The organism is Limosilactobacillus sp. (assembly GCF_051873075.1).
Classification (GTDB): Bacteria; Bacillota; Bacilli; order Lactobacillales; family Lactobacillaceae; genus Limosilactobacillus.
Genome location: NZ_JBJEEM010000027.1, coordinates 21,015 through 36,314, shown reverse-complemented (window position 1 = coordinate 36,314; position 15,300 = coordinate 21,015). Strand labels below are relative to the sequence as shown.

Sequence of the window (15,300 nt, the reverse complement as noted above, 5' to 3'; positions counted from 1 at the left end):
TATGCGTACTCAAAAAGACACCCAGCTGAAGCCATATCAGTTCGGTTGAATTGTTGAGTACAACAACATTCACTTGTAATGTAATTAAGAACTGACATGGTTTCATCTCCCTTGCTTACTAAAAGTTATTGGCAATAATAGTCATCACATTTGCCATTGTCAACAATAAACTTTTATTTTTTTGAAAAGCAGAGGAGGAAAAAATGGCTTTTGATTAGGATAGCCGGATCTTTAGGCGCTTAAAATTGATTCTAGAGGTTAGCGATGTAACGAATCTGGTCGAAGTCAACCACGTAGGTTGTTTTGCGACTATGGATGAGGTAGCGGTGATCACCCAGGGGTTTAACCTGTCCGTAGGTGTTGACCGGGTAGCCTTCCGCTGTCTTCGGCATCAGCTGGAAAAAGACGGACCAGTGCCGGTCGATGGCCTGGTCAAGGAAACGCTGGCGCTGGCTGACCGGCTGCGGGGTCAGCAGCTTGACCTGGGGGATGGAGCCGGGGTCTGCGTCAAGCAAGTGGTGAATTGTCCGGGTGAGGAGTTGGGGGGCACGCTGAATTAGGGTTGGTTGATTGATTTGTTGCATAATTGATATTCCTCCGAACATTTGTTTGTGTCTATAGTATACGAACATCTGTTCAGAAATGCAAGGACAAATCAACGGCGATCAAAAGTCACCGCTAACGGTTGATTTATCGGCGGGTTTAGTGCATTATAGTATTAATACGTTAAATTTTGACAGGGAGCAATAGAATGGCAAATCGTGGAATGTTAATTGTCCTTTCTGGTCCGTCCGGTGTTGGTAAGGGGACCGTAAGAAAGGCGATCTTTGATTCAAATGACAATGATTTTCAATACTCTGTTTCGATGACGACCCGCCAGCCGCGGCCGGGCGAAAAAAACGGGGTGGATTATTACTTTGTATCCAAAGAAGAGTTTGAACACGAGATTCAAACCGGTGGGATGCTTGAATACGCCAAGTATGTTGACAACTATTACGGCACCCCATTAAAATATGTTAATGAGACGTTGAATTCCGGCAAGGACGTTTTCCTGGAGATCGAAGTCAACGGTGCAATGCAAGTGCGGTCGAAGGTTCCGGATGGGGTCTTCATCTTCCTGACGCCACCGGACCTGGATGAGTTGAAGCACCGGCTGATCCACCGGGGAACGGACAGCATGGAAGTTATTAACAAGCGGATCCAAAAGGCCTTTGGTGAAATCCAAATGATGCAAAATTACGATTACGCGGTTGTTAACGACGAAGTGCCCCGTGCCGTAGAAAAAATCAAGGACATTATCCGTACCGAACGTTTGCGGGTTCCGCGGGTAATGCCACGCTATCTTGAAATGTTAGGAGATTCACAAAAATGATTCTTTACCCATCAGTTGACGAATTATTAAAGCGGATTGATTCCCGCTACTCTTTGGTAATGCTGGCCAGCAAGCGGGCCCACGAACTGGACACCGGTTCTGCACCCCTGCTGGACCATTATGAATCCAGCAAGTCGGTTGGTAAGGCCTTAGAAGAAGTCTTAGCTGGCAAGGTTACCATCGATCCTGACCACACCGAAGACCTGCAGGACTAATTACACAGCTAGAAACAAACAAGGGGACTTTTCACATCGATTTCGGTCGTGGAACGTCCTCTTTTTTCGTGCTCAATGATATAATCAATTGAGAATAATTTAGATGGGGTGAAACAATGGCAAGAATAACGGTATACCTCTCGGGAAGCATTGCCGCCTACAAGGGGGTCGAAGTAGTTCGCGGACTGCAAAAGGCTGGTCATGAGGTTCGGGTCGTGATGACGACGAGTGCAACCAAGCTCGTTGGTCCAGCCACCCTGAACGCGCTGACCAAGTATCCGGTGCTGACCGACCTCTGGGGGGATGCGAACCAGCCGATTCCGCACATTGAGCTGGCTGACTGGACGGAGCTGGCGCTGGTCGTGCCGGCCTCGGCTGATCTGCTGGCCAAGATGGCGAACGGAATCGCCGATGATGCGGCCTCAACGACGCTTTTGGCGACCGCGGCCCCTAAGATGGTGGCCCCGGCGATGAACCGGCAGATGTGGGCGGCACCGGCGACTCAGCGGAATTTGACCCAGCTTGCTCAAGACGGGGTGACCATCATTGAACCAGTTACCGGCCGCCTGGCAGAGGGTTACACCGGTCATGGCCGTCTGCCGGAGCCCCCGCAGATCGTGGCCCGGGTGCAGGACTTTCTGAACCAGTATCGCCAGCTGGCAGGTAAGCACGTGGTCGTGACGGCTGGCGGGACCCGTGAGCCCCTGGACCCCGTTCGTTACATCGGCAACCGGTCTTCTGGAAAGATGGGGATCGAGATCGCCCGGGCCGCTGCTCAGGCGGGTGCCCAGGTAACTTTGATTACTGGTCAGGTCAGTGTCGCGCTGCCTCAAGCTCCCAACATCACATTGGTGTCAGCCTTGACGACGGAGGAGATGCTGCAGGCAGTTCAGGAGGCTTTTGAACCCGCCGATGCACTGGTGATGGCCGCTGCAGTAGCGGATTATCGGCCGGTGGAAGTTGCCCAGCAGAAGGTGAAGAAGAACCATAATCATGGCCCACGTACCCTGGAATTGACGGAGACGGTCGATATCTTACGGACCGTTGCGGCGGCCAAGCGCCCTGACCAGTTGGTGATCGGTTTTGCAGCTGAGACGGAAAAGCTGTTGGACCATGCTCAGGAAAAGCTCGCCAGCAAGCACGCCGACATGATCGTCGCCAACAGTGTTGCGGGAGCTACGGGTGCCTTTGGCCGGGATGATAACCAGGTTACCATCCTGCAAAAGGGCCTGGACCCCGAAAAGTGGCCGCGCCTTCCTAAAACGGCGGTCGCCCAGCGGCTGGTGGCCCGCCTGGAAGAACAATTAAAGTGAGGTGATAGGATGCCACAATTGGCACAGGTTGTTGTTGATGTGCCGACAATGCAGACCAACCAGCCCTACACCTACCTAGTGCCAGCACCGTTAGAAAAGCAGCTCCAAGTTGGCATGCGGGTGGCCGTTCCCTTCGGCAATGGTCATCGGCAGGTCCAGGGCTTCGTGGTTGGCTTTACTGAACACTCTAATTATTCAGGAGAACTAAAACCAATTGTTGCGGTGATGGACCTTCAGCCGGTGGTCGACGCCGAATTGCTGGAGTTGAGCCGGTGGCTGGCCGATAGCACCTACTCGTTTTGGATCTCCTGTCTCTATACCATGTTGCCGAATATGCTTAAGTCAAAGAGCCGGCGTCTTGTGCGGGTGGTCGACGAGATTGATGAACAGACCTATTTCGACCTCTTCGACGGCAAGGACACCTGTGATCTGGCCGACCTGCAGTCTGATCCCGAAAAGGTTAAGCAACTGCTCAAGCTGCAACGGGAGAAAAAAGTGGTGATTGATTACCAGGTGACTGATAGAGCGCGTGCCAAGACGGTGACGGGGATTACGCCCCTGTTGGACTTTGAGCAGCTGGAAGATGCCCGTACCTCGCTGCACCCAAATGCCCATGCCCAAAACCGGCTGATTTCGTACCTGCAAAGCATCATCGGCCGGACCGTCAAGCAGACGGATGCCGAACAGCGGAGTCAACTTAAAGTGGGCACGTTTAACGAGGGGGCTAGGAAGGGGTGGTTGAAGAAGGTCCCGGTCGAAGTATACCGGAATCCCTATTCCCAGCCAGTCGACGATCGGCACCTTGAATCTCCCCTGGCCCTGAATCCCGACCAGCAGCGGGCCGTGCAGGCGATCGACGATGACATTAATCGCCAGCATAGCCAGATCTTCCTGCTCCAAGGGGTCACCGGCAGCGGCAAGACCGAGGTCTACCTGCAGACGATTGCCAGGGCACTAGCGAAGGGGCAGACTGCCCTGATGCTAGTCCCCGAGATTTCCCTGACCCCCCAGATTGTTAACAGGGTTCGACGCCGTTTCGGTTCCAAAGTAGCGGTCCTGCACAGCGGACTCTCCAACGGGGAACGTTATGATGAATGGCGTCGGATTAACCGCGGGGATGCCCGGGTCGTGGTCGGTGCCCGTTCGGCGGTGTTTGCCCCGTTAAAAAACATCGGGGTCATCATCCTTGATGAGGAGCATGAAACCAGCTATAAGCAAGATGACATGCCGCGCTACCACGCCCGCGAAGTTGCCAAGTGGCGGAGCCGGTTCCACCATTGCCCGCTGGTTCTGGGATCCGCCACCCCGAGTCTGGAGAGCCGGGCGCGAGCATTGAAGGGGGTCTACCAGCTATTACGTTTGCCTCACCGGGTGAACCAGCAGCCCTTGCCACCAATCGAGGTGGTCGATATGCGGCCTGAGGTTAAGCGCCGGGGAGAGAGTAACTTCTCGACCAAGCTCTTGCGGGAATTGGACCTGCGCCTGCAGCGCCGCGAGCAGAGCATCTTAATGCTGAACCGGCGAGGATTCTCATCGTTCATGATGTGCCGGGATTGCGGGGAAGTCCTGAAGTGTCCCAACTGTGACATTTCGCTAACCCTGCACATGGATACGCGGACGATGAAGTGCCATTACTGTGGCCATGAGGAATCCATCCCCCAAGTCTGCCCGAATTGCCATAGCCGGCACATTCGCTATTACGGGACGGGAACGGAAAAGGTTGAGCAGGAACTCCGCCAGCTCCTCCCGGCTGCTCGGATCATTCGAATGGATGTCGACACCACCAGACGCAAGGGGATGCATGAGAAGCTCCTCCGTCAGTTTGGACACCAGCAAGCAGATATCTTGCTCGGCACCCAGATGATTGCCAAGGGGCTGGACTTCCCCAACGTTACCTTGGTGGGGGTGCTCAACGCCGATACCGGACTGGGCTTGCCAGACTTTCGGGCCAGCGAGCACACCTTTGATCTCCTCAGTCAGGTGAGTGGGCGGGCCGGCCGGGCCAATAAGCAGGGCCAGGTGATCATTCAGACCTTTAACCCGGAGCACTACGCCATCAAAGACGCCCAGGCCCACGACTATGAGCGCTTTTTCCGTCATGAGATGGCCCTGCGCCACCAGGCCGGGTACCCGCCTTATTACTACACGGTTCGGCTGATGGCCAGCCACCCCGAAGAGGCCAAAGCGGCGGCGGCGATGACCACGATCCACCAGCAGCTGGTTCGGGGCCTGGCGCCATCGACCATCATCTTGGGACCGACTCCGCGGGCAATTGCGCGGATGAAGCGTCGCTACTACTACCAGATTGTTATTAAGTATAAAAATGATCCGCACCTGCATGACCTGCTCCAGGAGATCCTCCAGGAGACGCAGGAAAAGGAATTCAAGGATGTTCAGGTCAGTATTGACCCGGACCCGCAATACTTTATGTAAACGAAAGGAAGAACGATATGTCAACATCAATTGTTTTTATGGGAACCCCCCAGTTTGCCGTGCCGATTCTGCAGAGTCTGATCGACCAGCCAGAGTATGATGTCAAGGCAGTCCTCACCCAGCCGGACCACCGGATTGGGCGCAAGCACGTCCTGACCGCCTCGCCCGTCAAACAGTTGGCCCAGAAGTACGGAATTGAGGTTCTGCAACCGGCTAAGTTGAGCAAGAGCCCTGAGATGGACCGGATTATTGAGCTCAACCCCGATCTGATGATCACGGCAGCCTATGGGCAGTTTTTACCAACCAAGTTATTGAACGCGGCTAAGATCGCGGCCATTAATGTTCACGGCTCCCTGTTGCCAAAGTACCGTGGCGGGGCCCCAATCCAGTACGCGGTCATCAACGGCGACAAGGAGACGGGAATCTCCATCATGTACATGGTCAAGAAGATGGATGCTGGGGACGTGATTGCCCAGGAAGCCATCCCGATCGAGAAAAACGACGACACCGGGACGATGTTTGACAAACTTAGCATCCTCGGCCGCGATCTTTTGCTGAAGACCCTTCCTGACCTGATCAGCGGCAATGTCCACCCCGTGGCCCAGGATCCGGATAAGGTGGTCTTCTCGCCAAACATCTCCAGTGAACAGGAGCGAATTGACTATCGGATGACTGCTACTCAGATTGATAACAAGGTGCGGGGTCTGCGTCCGGCACCGCTCGGCAACATGATCATCGACGGCCTCCGGACCAAGATCTACGACGTTACTCCGCTGGACGAAAAGACCACGCTGCCAGCCGGTCAGGTGGTCCGTGCCACCAAGCACCAGCTGGTCTTGGCCGCTGGTGAGGGTACGACCTACCAGATCAACAAGCTGAAGCCGGCCGGTAAGCAGGCCATGGATATCACCGCCTACTTGAATGGTCACCAGCAACTTACGGAAGGAGTTCAAGCAGTAACCGATGACTAAGAAGACACAAACGACGGCCCGATCGGTTGCGCTGACCGCCCTGGAGCGGATTCGCCAAGGGGCCTATTCAAATATCGAGCTTGACCAGCTCCTCCAGCGGTCCAGTCTGAAGGATAGCGACCGGCGCCTGACCACCAACATCGTCTACGGGGTTCTCCAGCATCGGCTAACGCTTGAATATTGGCTGCACCCCTTTGTGCACCGCAAGTTGGATTCCTGGGTAGAAACGCTGTTGTGGATGTCGATCTACCAGTACCACTACCTGGACCGGGTTCCCGACTGGGCGGTTACCAACGAGAGCATCGAGCTCGCTAAGCAATGGGGAAATCCTGGGACCCGCAAGTTCGTGACCGGGGTCCTGCACGCCATCCTGCGGCAGGGACTGGCGGACCTCGATGGGATTGCCGATCCGATTGAGCGTCTGGCGGTTCAGCAGAGTGTCCCCCAATGGTTGGTGAAGGCCTTCGTCGATCAATACAAAATGACTACTGCTGAAGAGATTTTGACGGCGATTAACCAGCCGGCGCACGTGGTGATCCGGGTCAACCCGGCCGTCACCACGCTGGCGGACGTAAAAGCAGTCCTTAATGCTCAGGAGATTGAGTACCGACCGAGTGAGATCGCACCGGATGCCCTGGTGATCACCAAGGGCGAGGTCCTTTCCAGCGACCTCTTTGACCAGGGAGCTATCACCATTCAAGATGAGAGCGCCATGTTGGCGGTTGACAGCATGCAGGTCCAGCCCGGCGACCGGGTGCTGGACGCCTGTGCAGCGCCCGGGGGCAAGACGGTTCAGATTGCCGCCCAGCTCCAGGGTGGTCAGGTGGATGCCCTTGATATTCACCAGCACAAGACCCGCCTAATTGAAAAGAATGCGCGGCGTCTCCACGTTGCTGACCGGGTGGTGACCCACACCTTGGATGCTCGGCGGGTTGACGAGGAATTTGCTGACGAAAGCTTTGACAAGGTCCTGGTCGATGCCCCGTGCAGTGGGATCGGCCTCCTGCGTCGCAAGCCGGAGATCCGCTACAGCAAGCAACCTGGCGACAGTGAACAACTTCACAAAATTCAGCTAGCAATTTTAAACGCGGTCGCACCAAAGGTGAAAAAAGGCGGTATAATTACGTACAGTACGTGCACAATCTTGCACCAGGAGAATGACGGTACGGTCCAGGATTTCTTGGCCGACCACCCCGAATTCGAATTGGTCAAGACACCCACGACACGGCACGTCAAGGATGATCGAACTACCGCGACACTGACGATTCTGCCATCTGATTTTTCTTCCGATGGCTTCTTCATCAGCAGTCTGAAGCGGGTTATGTAGAAGGGAATTCAAATAATGAAAGTTGCCTATCAAACTGATATCGGCCGCCAGCGATCGCAGAACCAGGACCGGGTTGCCCAATATATTGATAAGAACGGTAATCACTTAGTAATGATTGCCGATGGTATTGGCGGAAACCAGAGCGGGGACGTGGCTGCTGAAATGACCATTAAACGGCTCGGTCATCACTTCAAGATGGATAGCCCGGCCGATCCGCTGGAAGCGATCCGGTGGTTTGCCCGGGAAGTCCAGATCGTTAATGATCAAATTTTGGAAAAATCAAAAGAAAAGATTACCTACCAGGGGATGGGGACTACCATGGTAGCCGCCATTATCTTCAAGAAGACGCTGGTGGTGGCCAATATTGGTGACAGCCGGGGATATTTGTTGCACCGCAGTACACTGACCCAGGTCACGATTGACCATTCCTTGGTAAACGAACTGGTAATCAGCGGTGATATTACCGAGGAAGAAGCCCTAGAGCTTCCACAGAGCAATATAATCACTCGGGCAATTGGAATTTCTAAAGACGCTCAGATCGAGGTTAATCGTTTTGACTTCAATCCGGGCGACCAGCTTCTAATGTGCTCTGATGGCCTCTTTAAGACCGTTAGCAAACGGAACATGGTGGAGGTCCTCCGGCAGCCGATTTCGCTGAAGGCCAAGTGTGCCCAGCTGGTCGACATGGCTAATTCGGCGGGCGGCCCGGATAATATCACGGTCTTAATTGGAATAAATGATGACCAGGAGGGTTGATTATGAATCCTGGAGACATGATTGGTCATCGGTATAAGATTATTCGTCCCCTTGGCGAAGGGGGCATGGCGAATGTTTACCTGGCCTACGATACCGTCTTGGATCGGCAAGTTTCGGTTAAAGTGCTGCGGCTCGACCTGCGCGATGACCCCAACACCAAGCGGCGCTTCCGGCGTGAGGCGATGTCTGCTACCAAGTTGAATGATCCGCACATTGTCGGCATCTTTGACACCGGCGAGGAGAATGGGCTCCAGTATATGGTGATGCAGTATGTTCAGGGGACCGACCTGAAAGCATACATCAAGGATCACTATCCCATTGCTCTGCCCCAGGTAATTGACATCATGGAACAGGTCCTGTCCGCGGTCGAGGCGGCCCACGCTCATGGGATTATTCACCGGGACCTCAAGCCGCAGAATATCTTAATCGATGAAAATAAAAATATAAAAATTACGGATTTTGGGATTGCCGTTGCGGTTTCCCAAAATTCATTGACCCAGACTAATACTTTGATGGGCTCAGTTCACTACCTTTCGCCTGAACAGGCCCGGGGAAGCATTGCGACCAAGAAGTCGGATATTTACTCACTGGGGATCATCTTGTATGAGTTGCTGACCGGGAAGGTACCGTTTGAGGGCGAGAATGCCGTCTCAATTGCCATCAAACACTTTCGTGAGGAGATTCCGTCGGTCCGCTCGATTAATCCCCACATTCCTCAGCCGCTGGAGAACGTGGTGATCCGGGCGACGGCCAAGGATCCGCTGGACCGTTACGAAAACGCCAAGCAGATGGCAGACGACCTGAAGACGTCCCTGGATCCGTCCAGGGCCAAGGAACCGCGGCTGGTAATCAAGCACGATGATAATGGGGAAACCAAGGTCCTGCCCTTAAACAAGCTGCCGCACTACAAGAAGGAGTCTTCCCGGGGGCAAGCGACTTCTCCGGCCAAAGAACCGGCCAAAAAGCAGCCAAGTCGCTGGCAACGCTACCGTCATCAGGTGATGCTGGTAGTCATCTTAGTAGTGGTAGCAATTGCTGCTGGCTGCACATGGTGGTTCCTCTTACGCCAAGTGATTGTTCCCGACGTTGAGGGACAAACACCGCTCCAGGCTGAGCGCCAGCTGAGAGAGCAGTCACTGCGGGTTGGCAGCATTACCCGGGTACATGACCAGAACGTATCCAAGAACCATATCATCAGCATGAAACCGGGGCCAAGTGCCAAGACCCGGGTTAACAGCAGCGTTAACTTGAAGGTCAGCACTGGGGTGAAGCAGCTGAAGATGGGGCACTACGTTGGCAGAGACTACGATGAGACAGCTAAGATGCTCCGGCAAAAGGGCTTCCGGGTTCACCGCCGGATGGTATATTCCGATACGGTTGATGCCGGAACGATCATGAAGCAGAATTATCGCCAGGGGACAATCGTCAAGCCCCGCAAGAGTATCATTGACTTTGAGGTAAGCGCCGGTAAGCAGAATATCAAGATTCCGGACTTCACCAACCAGGATGTCAGCGTTGTTCAGCAGTTTGCCAATAAGCACAACCTACAGCTGACCACCCAGCAGAAGAAGTCGAAGACGGTGGCCACCAACCATGTGATTAGCCAGACCCCTAAGGCGGGGATGAGCTTAAACCATGGTGACACCCTGACGGTCACGATTGCCAACTCTGGTAATCAGACTAAGACAACTAATATTCAGATCAATATCCCGTTTGACAGCAATGGCGGCCAGCGGGAAAACCGGGTCCAGGTCTACATTCGGGATGCTAACCACAACATGACGATGGAGTACCAGGACATTACCATTAACCAGGAAACCACCATCAACGTGCCGTTTACCCTGAAGAACGGCCAGATGGGGGCTTACCGGGTCGTTCGCAATGGTCGAACGATCATGAGTGCAACGAACATCACAGGATAAGAGAGTGAGGCGTAACTTGAAGACAGGAACAATTCAACAATCATTGAGCGGTTTTTATGACGTCATTGCCGATGGCGAGATCTTTCGAACCCGGGGGCGGGGAAACTTCCGTAAGAAGAAGATCAAGCCGATCGTCGGCGACCACGTCGAATTTGAGGACGGCTACCTATTGAAGGTCTTGCCCCGGGAAAACTCCCTGGTGCGGCCTCCGGTGGCCAACGTCGATGCGGCGGTAGTTGTGACGGCCGCTACCCAGCCGGTCTTCTCACCCAACCTCCTGGACCGTCAGCTGATTGCCTTAGAGCGGCAGGGGATCACCCCCTTGATCTACTTCTCGAAGACCGACCTTTTGGATCAGGAGGAATATGACCAGATCAGCCAAACGGCGGCTGGCTACCGAGAAGCTGGTTACCACGTCTTCTGCGCCCAGCAACCATTCGCCAAGGAACAATTGGCTCGGTTGCAAGACCACTTGACTGGCAAGATCGTGACCATGATGGGCCAAACCGGGGCTGGGAAGTCGACTTTGCTTAACCACCTGGCACCGGATCTGGAACTGGCAACGGGCGAGATTTCCCAGGCCTTAAAACGGGGGCGGCATACCACCCGAAAGGTGAGCCTCCTGGACGTTAACGGGGCTCTGATTGCTGACACACCGGGTTTCTCTTCCTATGAAACCTTTGATATGACGGTGGAGGACCTGCCAGGCCTGTTCCCTGAGATGCGCCGGTTGGCTCCCCAGTGTAAGTTTCGCGGCTGCCTGCACATCAAAGAACCGCATTGTGCAGTGAAAGAGGCCGTCGAGAATGGTATAATCATGAAGAGCCGGTATGACGATTATCTGCAGTTCCATGAGTTGATCGCCAACCAGAAACCAAACTACAAGAAATGAGGGAGTTTTAGAATGATTAAAGTAGCACCATCAATTTTGAGTGCCGACTACGTAAATCTGCAAAAGGACATCGAAAAGGTTGACAAGGCCGGTGCCGAATACCTGCACATCGATGTCATGGACGGTACGTTTGTGCCAAGTATTTCTTACGGACCAGGCTTCGTAAAGGCCATCCGTCCAATCACCAAGATGGTCCTGGACGTTCACCTGATGGTCGAAAACCCAGAACACATCCTGCCAATGTTCATTGACGCCGGTGCCGACATCATCGGGGTCCAAGTTGAAGCTACCCAACACATCCACCGTGCTCTGCAAATCATCAAGAACGGCGGGGTTAAAGCTGAAGTCGTTATCAACCCTGGTACGCCGGTTGCAATGATCGAACCAGTTCTGCACATGGTTGACCAAGTACTGGTAATGACTGTCAACCCTGGTTTCGGTGGTCAAAAGTTCCTGCCAGAGACCGTTGACAAGATCGCCCAACTGAATGCGATTAAGCAGGAAAAGGGCTACAACTTTGACATTGAAGTCGATGGTGGGGTCAACAACAAGACCGTTGTCGACTGCTACAAGGCTGGTGCCACTGTTGCCGTTGCTGGTTCCTACGTCTTTAACGCTGATGACCCGGCAGAACGGATCGAAGCAATGCGTGAAGCAACCAAGTAATAAAAACATTGATCGGCGCGTATGCTGGTCATAACTGAATGGGGTTCGGTGTTCAGTCCTGACTGAATGGTGAACCCCATTCGTCTACCTTCGTTTGAAAAGAGGAAAATTGCGATGCGTGTAAATGTAATGGTCGGCGGCCCCCGGGAACAAATTCCCGCGGATGCAGTCAGACAACACCAAACTGAGACCTGGATCGGGGTTGATCACGGGGCCACCCTCCTGCTGGACTGGGGGATCAAGCCGGTCGTTGCGATTGGGGATTTTGATTCCACGGCACCGGCAGAATTCACCCGCCTAAAAGAGCAGTTGCAAGATATCGAAACCTATCCCCCGGCCAAGGACTTTACCGATACCCAGCTCGGGATCATGACTGCCATCAAGAAGTTCCAGCCCGACCAGATCACCATCTGGGGGGCCACGGGCGGCCGCTTGGACCAGGAGTTGGCCAACCTCTACCTGCCCATGCAGGATGACTTTCTGCCCTACCTGGCCAAAATCCAGCTGGTTGACCGGTGCAACATCATCCGCTACTTCCTGCCGGGGACGTATTCCATTCACCGCCAGCCGGACTTTGATTACCTGGCCTTCGTCACGCTGACGCCGGTGCGGGGGTTGACCTTGCCCGATGAGAAGTACCCGCTGGTCAACTGGTCGAGTACCATCCCCTTTTCCTGGTCGAGCAATCGCTTCACCAGTTCCGTGAACCACTTTTCCTTTGATGAGGGAGTTGTCGCCGTGGTCTGGTCGCGAGATTAGGCTGAATTTGCAGGAGCACTGGCCGCTTGATAAGTGTCAAGGAAAAATACTTGAAAGAAAAACCTTGCACTGACCGGGCGGCTATGGTAAATTAATTAGGTGAGTTACATCGCAACTATTTGCGTAAACGAAATAAAGATGAGAAGAGGAGGGTACCACCAATGGCTAAAGATTTTATCAACGGTAAACGGACGCGCTTTGGTAACAAGCGTTCTCACGCCCTTAACTCAAGTCGTCGCAGCTGGAAGCCAAACTTGCAAAAGGTAACCATTCTGGTTAACGGCAAGCCAAAGAAGGTTTACGTTTCAGCACGTACACTGAAGTCCGGTAAAGTGACTCGGGTTTAATTAAACAAAAATGATGTCGTCCATTTTGGACGGCTTATTTTTTATCTAATTGATAAACCCCATTAACTAATATAAAATGGGGGTTACTTTTCTCACTTGACGTGCTATGGTAAGATGGTGTTAGCTTTAATTTAGTGAGTTTAAAGTAGCGCTAAGCAGTGCTGACGATTTCAAAAGGAGGCCATAATAATGGCAGTAAAGATTAAAACCAAGGCGGGCACGATTGACATCGATAACGATGTGATCTCATCAGTTGTTGGCGGTGCCGCCACTGATAACTATGGTGTTGTTGGAATGGCAAGTCGGAAGCCGTTACGCGATGGCGTTAACCAAATTTTGCGACGTGAAAATTTCAGCAAGGGAGTTGTTATCCGGCAACAAGATAATGGAATCACCGTTGAGGTCAACATTATCGTAAGCTACGGGACGAAGATCTCTGAGGTTTCTAAGAGCGTCCAGTCCAAGGTAAAGTATAATCTAGAATCAATGCTCGGCATCACGGCAGACGCCGTTAACGTCTGTGTCCAGGGTGTTCGTTCAATGGAAGACTAGTTGGATACGGGAGGAAAGTTAATTGGCTGTCACAGAAATTACGAATCTTGAATTTGGCAAGATGGTCCAAGCGGCCGCCGACAAGCTCAATAAGAATGCCGAATTCATTAACTCTTTGAATGTTTTTCCGGTTCCTGATGGTGATACCGGGACGAACATGGCCTCGTCCATGGCCAGTGGTACAAAGTACGAACGGGCTGAAAACAGCACCGCGGTCGGTGACCTCAGTGCGGCCCTGGCCAAGGGCTTATTGATGGGTGCCCGGGGGAACTCCGGCGTGATCCTGTCACAGATCTTCCGGGGCTTTGCTAAGGCTACGGACGGTTTAGAAAAATTGGATGCTCAGGCCTTCGTCGATGCCTACGCTAACGGTGCCAAGACGGCCTACAAGGCGGTCATGAAGCCAACGGAAGGGACCATCCTGACCGTGGTTCGTGAGTCTGCCCAAGAGGGACTCAACAAGGTCAAAGAGACTACTGACCTGACGGAGATTATGCACGCCATCTACGAAGCCAGTGAAGTAGCGTTGAAGAAGACGCCGGACCTCCTGCCAGTCTTAAAGGAAGTCGGCGTGGTTGACTCCGGTGGTCAGGGACTGGTCTTTGTACTCCAGGCCTTTGATGAGGCGTTGAGCGGCCGGGTCGACAAGAGTGCCGACTACAAGCCGGATAATGCTGAAGTTGACGAGATGGTCAATGCCATGGACCACCAGAGCGTTCAAGGCAAGCTGGATCCGAAGGACATCAAGTACACCTACTGTACTCAGATGCTGGTTCGGCTTGGCAAGGGGAAGCAGGTCACTAAGAAGTTTGACTACGACACCTTCTACAACCACCTGGCTGAGATGGGGGACAGTCTTTTGGTCTTAAACGATGACCAGGTCGTCCGGGTGCACGTCCACACCGAACACCCCGGTGAAGTTTTGACCTGGGGCCAGCAGTTCGGTGACCTGCAGACCATCGAAATTCACAACATGGTTTGGCAGCAAGAAGAGATCATGGAACATGACGAAGAAGAGTCCGCCAGCCCGGTGGAAAAGGCTGAACAAGCGGCTCCGGCACCGGAGACGGCCGTGATTGCCGTGGCTTCTGGTGACGGGATTGCTAAGCTCTTGAAGAGCCTGGGCGTTACCCATATCATCAGTGGCGGTCAGACTATGAACCCAAGTACGCAAGACATCACGGAAGCCATCAACCAAAGTGGTGCCAAGCAGGCCCTGGTTCTGCCAGACAACGGCAACATCTTCATGACGGCTGACCAGGCAGCTGAAGTGGCCGATATTCCGACGAAGGTCGTCCACACCAAGACGATTGCCCAGGCCATGAGCGCCATGCTGGAATACAACGAGGAAGCCTCTCTGGAAGAAAACCAGGCCAACATGGAAGAAAACATGACCATGGTTGCCAGCGGTGAGGTTACCCACGCTATTCGGGATACGAAGATCGATGGCATGGAGATCCAAAAGGACGACTTCTTGGGGATTGTCGATGGCAAGATCGTCGAGGCGACCCCAGACCTGAAGGAGACCGCCATCAAGATGGTTAAACAGATGCTGGATGAGGACAGTGAAGTGGTCACGATCCTTGTCGGGGCCGATGGTGATACCGCAACGGCCGAGGACATCAAAGCTGCCATCTTGGATGTTGATGACGAACTAGACGTTCAGATCTACGATGGTGGTCAACCAGTTTACCCATATTTGATTTCAGTTGAATAAACCGCAACATGATTAACTTACGGGGCCGTGACGAAGACCGCTTTGTCATGGCCTCTTT

15 protein-coding genes are annotated in these 15,300 nt (G+C 53.4%); 14 read left to right on the top strand and 1 reads right to left on the bottom strand.

The features are described 5' to 3' along the window. Positions 1-251 precede the first annotated feature (251 nt). Positions 252-584: a hypothetical protein gene (locus ACI31J_RS03465; RefSeq protein ID WP_439773050.1), complete on the bottom strand. Its 333-nt coding sequence runs from the start codon at positions 582-584 to the stop codon at positions 252-254. 167 nt (positions 585-751) lie between these two features. Between ACI31J_RS03465 and gmk the strand changes: the two genes are divergently transcribed. The 14 genes from gmk to ACI31J_RS03395 all read left to right on the top strand — a co-directional run bounded on the left by gmk (position 752) and on the right by ACI31J_RS03395 (position 15,242). Continuing rightward, positions 752-1,372, top strand: a complete 621-nt coding sequence (gene gmk / locus ACI31J_RS03460; RefSeq protein ID WP_439773049.1) for a guanylate kinase — start codon at positions 752-754, stop codon at positions 1,370-1,372. Further along, on the top strand, positions 1,369-1,587 hold the full coding sequence (gene rpoZ / locus ACI31J_RS03455; RefSeq protein ID WP_439773048.1) for a DNA-directed RNA polymerase subunit omega: 219 nt from the start codon (positions 1,369-1,371) through the stop codon (positions 1,585-1,587). The genes gmk and rpoZ overlap by 4 nt, the downstream gene beginning before the upstream one ends. A 116-nt stretch (positions 1,588-1,703) precedes the next feature. Then, positions 1,704-2,900, top strand: a complete 1,197-nt coding sequence (coaBC, locus tag ACI31J_RS03450) for a bifunctional phosphopantothenoylcysteine decarboxylase/phosphopantothenate--cysteine ligase CoaBC (RefSeq protein ID WP_439773047.1) — start codon at positions 1,704-1,706, stop codon at positions 2,898-2,900. Between the two features lie 9 nt (positions 2,901-2,909). After that, positions 2,910-5,333 (top strand): primosomal protein N', encoded by a 2,424-nt coding sequence (priA, locus tag ACI31J_RS03445; RefSeq protein WP_439773046.1) that lies wholly within the window; start codon positions 2,910-2,912, stop codon positions 5,331-5,333. Between the two features lie 17 nt (positions 5,334-5,350). Beyond that, complete coding sequence (gene fmt, locus ACI31J_RS03440; protein WP_439773045.1) at positions 5,351-6,304, top strand: methionyl-tRNA formyltransferase; 954 nt, start codon at positions 5,351-5,353, stop codon at positions 6,302-6,304. Then, the gene (rsmB, locus tag ACI31J_RS03435) at positions 6,297-7,631 is read left to right on the top strand and encodes a 16S rRNA (cytosine(967)-C(5))-methyltransferase RsmB (protein WP_439773044.1); all 1,335 of its coding nucleotides are present in this window, start codon (positions 6,297-6,299) and stop codon (positions 7,629-7,631) included. The genes fmt and rsmB overlap by 8 nt, the downstream gene beginning before the upstream one ends. Before the next feature lie 15 nt (positions 7,632-7,646). Further along, on the top strand, positions 7,647-8,387 hold the full coding sequence (locus ACI31J_RS03430; RefSeq protein ID WP_439773043.1) for a Stp1/IreP family PP2C-type Ser/Thr phosphatase: 741 nt from the start codon (positions 7,647-7,649) through the stop codon (positions 8,385-8,387). Between the two features lie 2 nt (positions 8,388-8,389). Next, positions 8,390-10,309 (top strand): Stk1 family PASTA domain-containing Ser/Thr kinase, encoded by a 1,920-nt coding sequence (gene pknB / locus ACI31J_RS03425; RefSeq protein WP_439773042.1) that lies wholly within the window; start codon positions 8,390-8,392, stop codon positions 10,307-10,309. Between the two features lie 16 nt (positions 10,310-10,325). Then, positions 10,326-11,201: a ribosome small subunit-dependent GTPase A gene (gene rsgA / locus ACI31J_RS03420; protein ID WP_439773041.1), complete on the top strand. Its 876-nt coding sequence runs from the start codon at positions 10,326-10,328 to the stop codon at positions 11,199-11,201. A 12-nt stretch (positions 11,202-11,213) separates the two neighbouring features. Continuing rightward, positions 11,214-11,867 (top strand): ribulose-phosphate 3-epimerase, encoded by a 654-nt coding sequence (rpe, locus tag ACI31J_RS03415; protein WP_439773040.1) that lies wholly within the window; start codon positions 11,214-11,216, stop codon positions 11,865-11,867. 114 nt (positions 11,868-11,981) lie between these two features. Beyond that, positions 11,982-12,626 carry a thiamine diphosphokinase gene (locus ACI31J_RS03410; protein ID WP_439773039.1) on the top strand — a complete coding sequence of 215 codons (645 nt, stop codon included), beginning with the start codon at positions 11,982-11,984 and terminating at the stop codon, positions 12,624-12,626. Between the two features lie 161 nt (positions 12,627-12,787). Continuing rightward, a complete protein-coding gene (gene rpmB / locus ACI31J_RS03405; protein WP_003713527.1) occupies positions 12,788-12,973 on the top strand; it encodes a 50S ribosomal protein L28 in 186 nt (61 codons plus the stop codon). A 189-nt stretch (positions 12,974-13,162) separates the two neighbouring features. Continuing rightward, complete coding sequence (locus tag ACI31J_RS03400) at positions 13,163-13,525, top strand: Asp23/Gls24 family envelope stress response protein (protein WP_057806156.1); 363 nt, start codon at positions 13,163-13,165, stop codon at positions 13,523-13,525. A gap of 22 nt (positions 13,526-13,547) precedes the next feature. Continuing rightward, positions 13,548-15,242: a DAK2 domain-containing protein gene (locus ACI31J_RS03395; protein ID WP_439773038.1), complete on the top strand. Its 1,695-nt coding sequence runs from the start codon at positions 13,548-13,550 to the stop codon at positions 15,240-15,242. Positions 15,243-15,300: the final 58 nt, after the last annotated feature.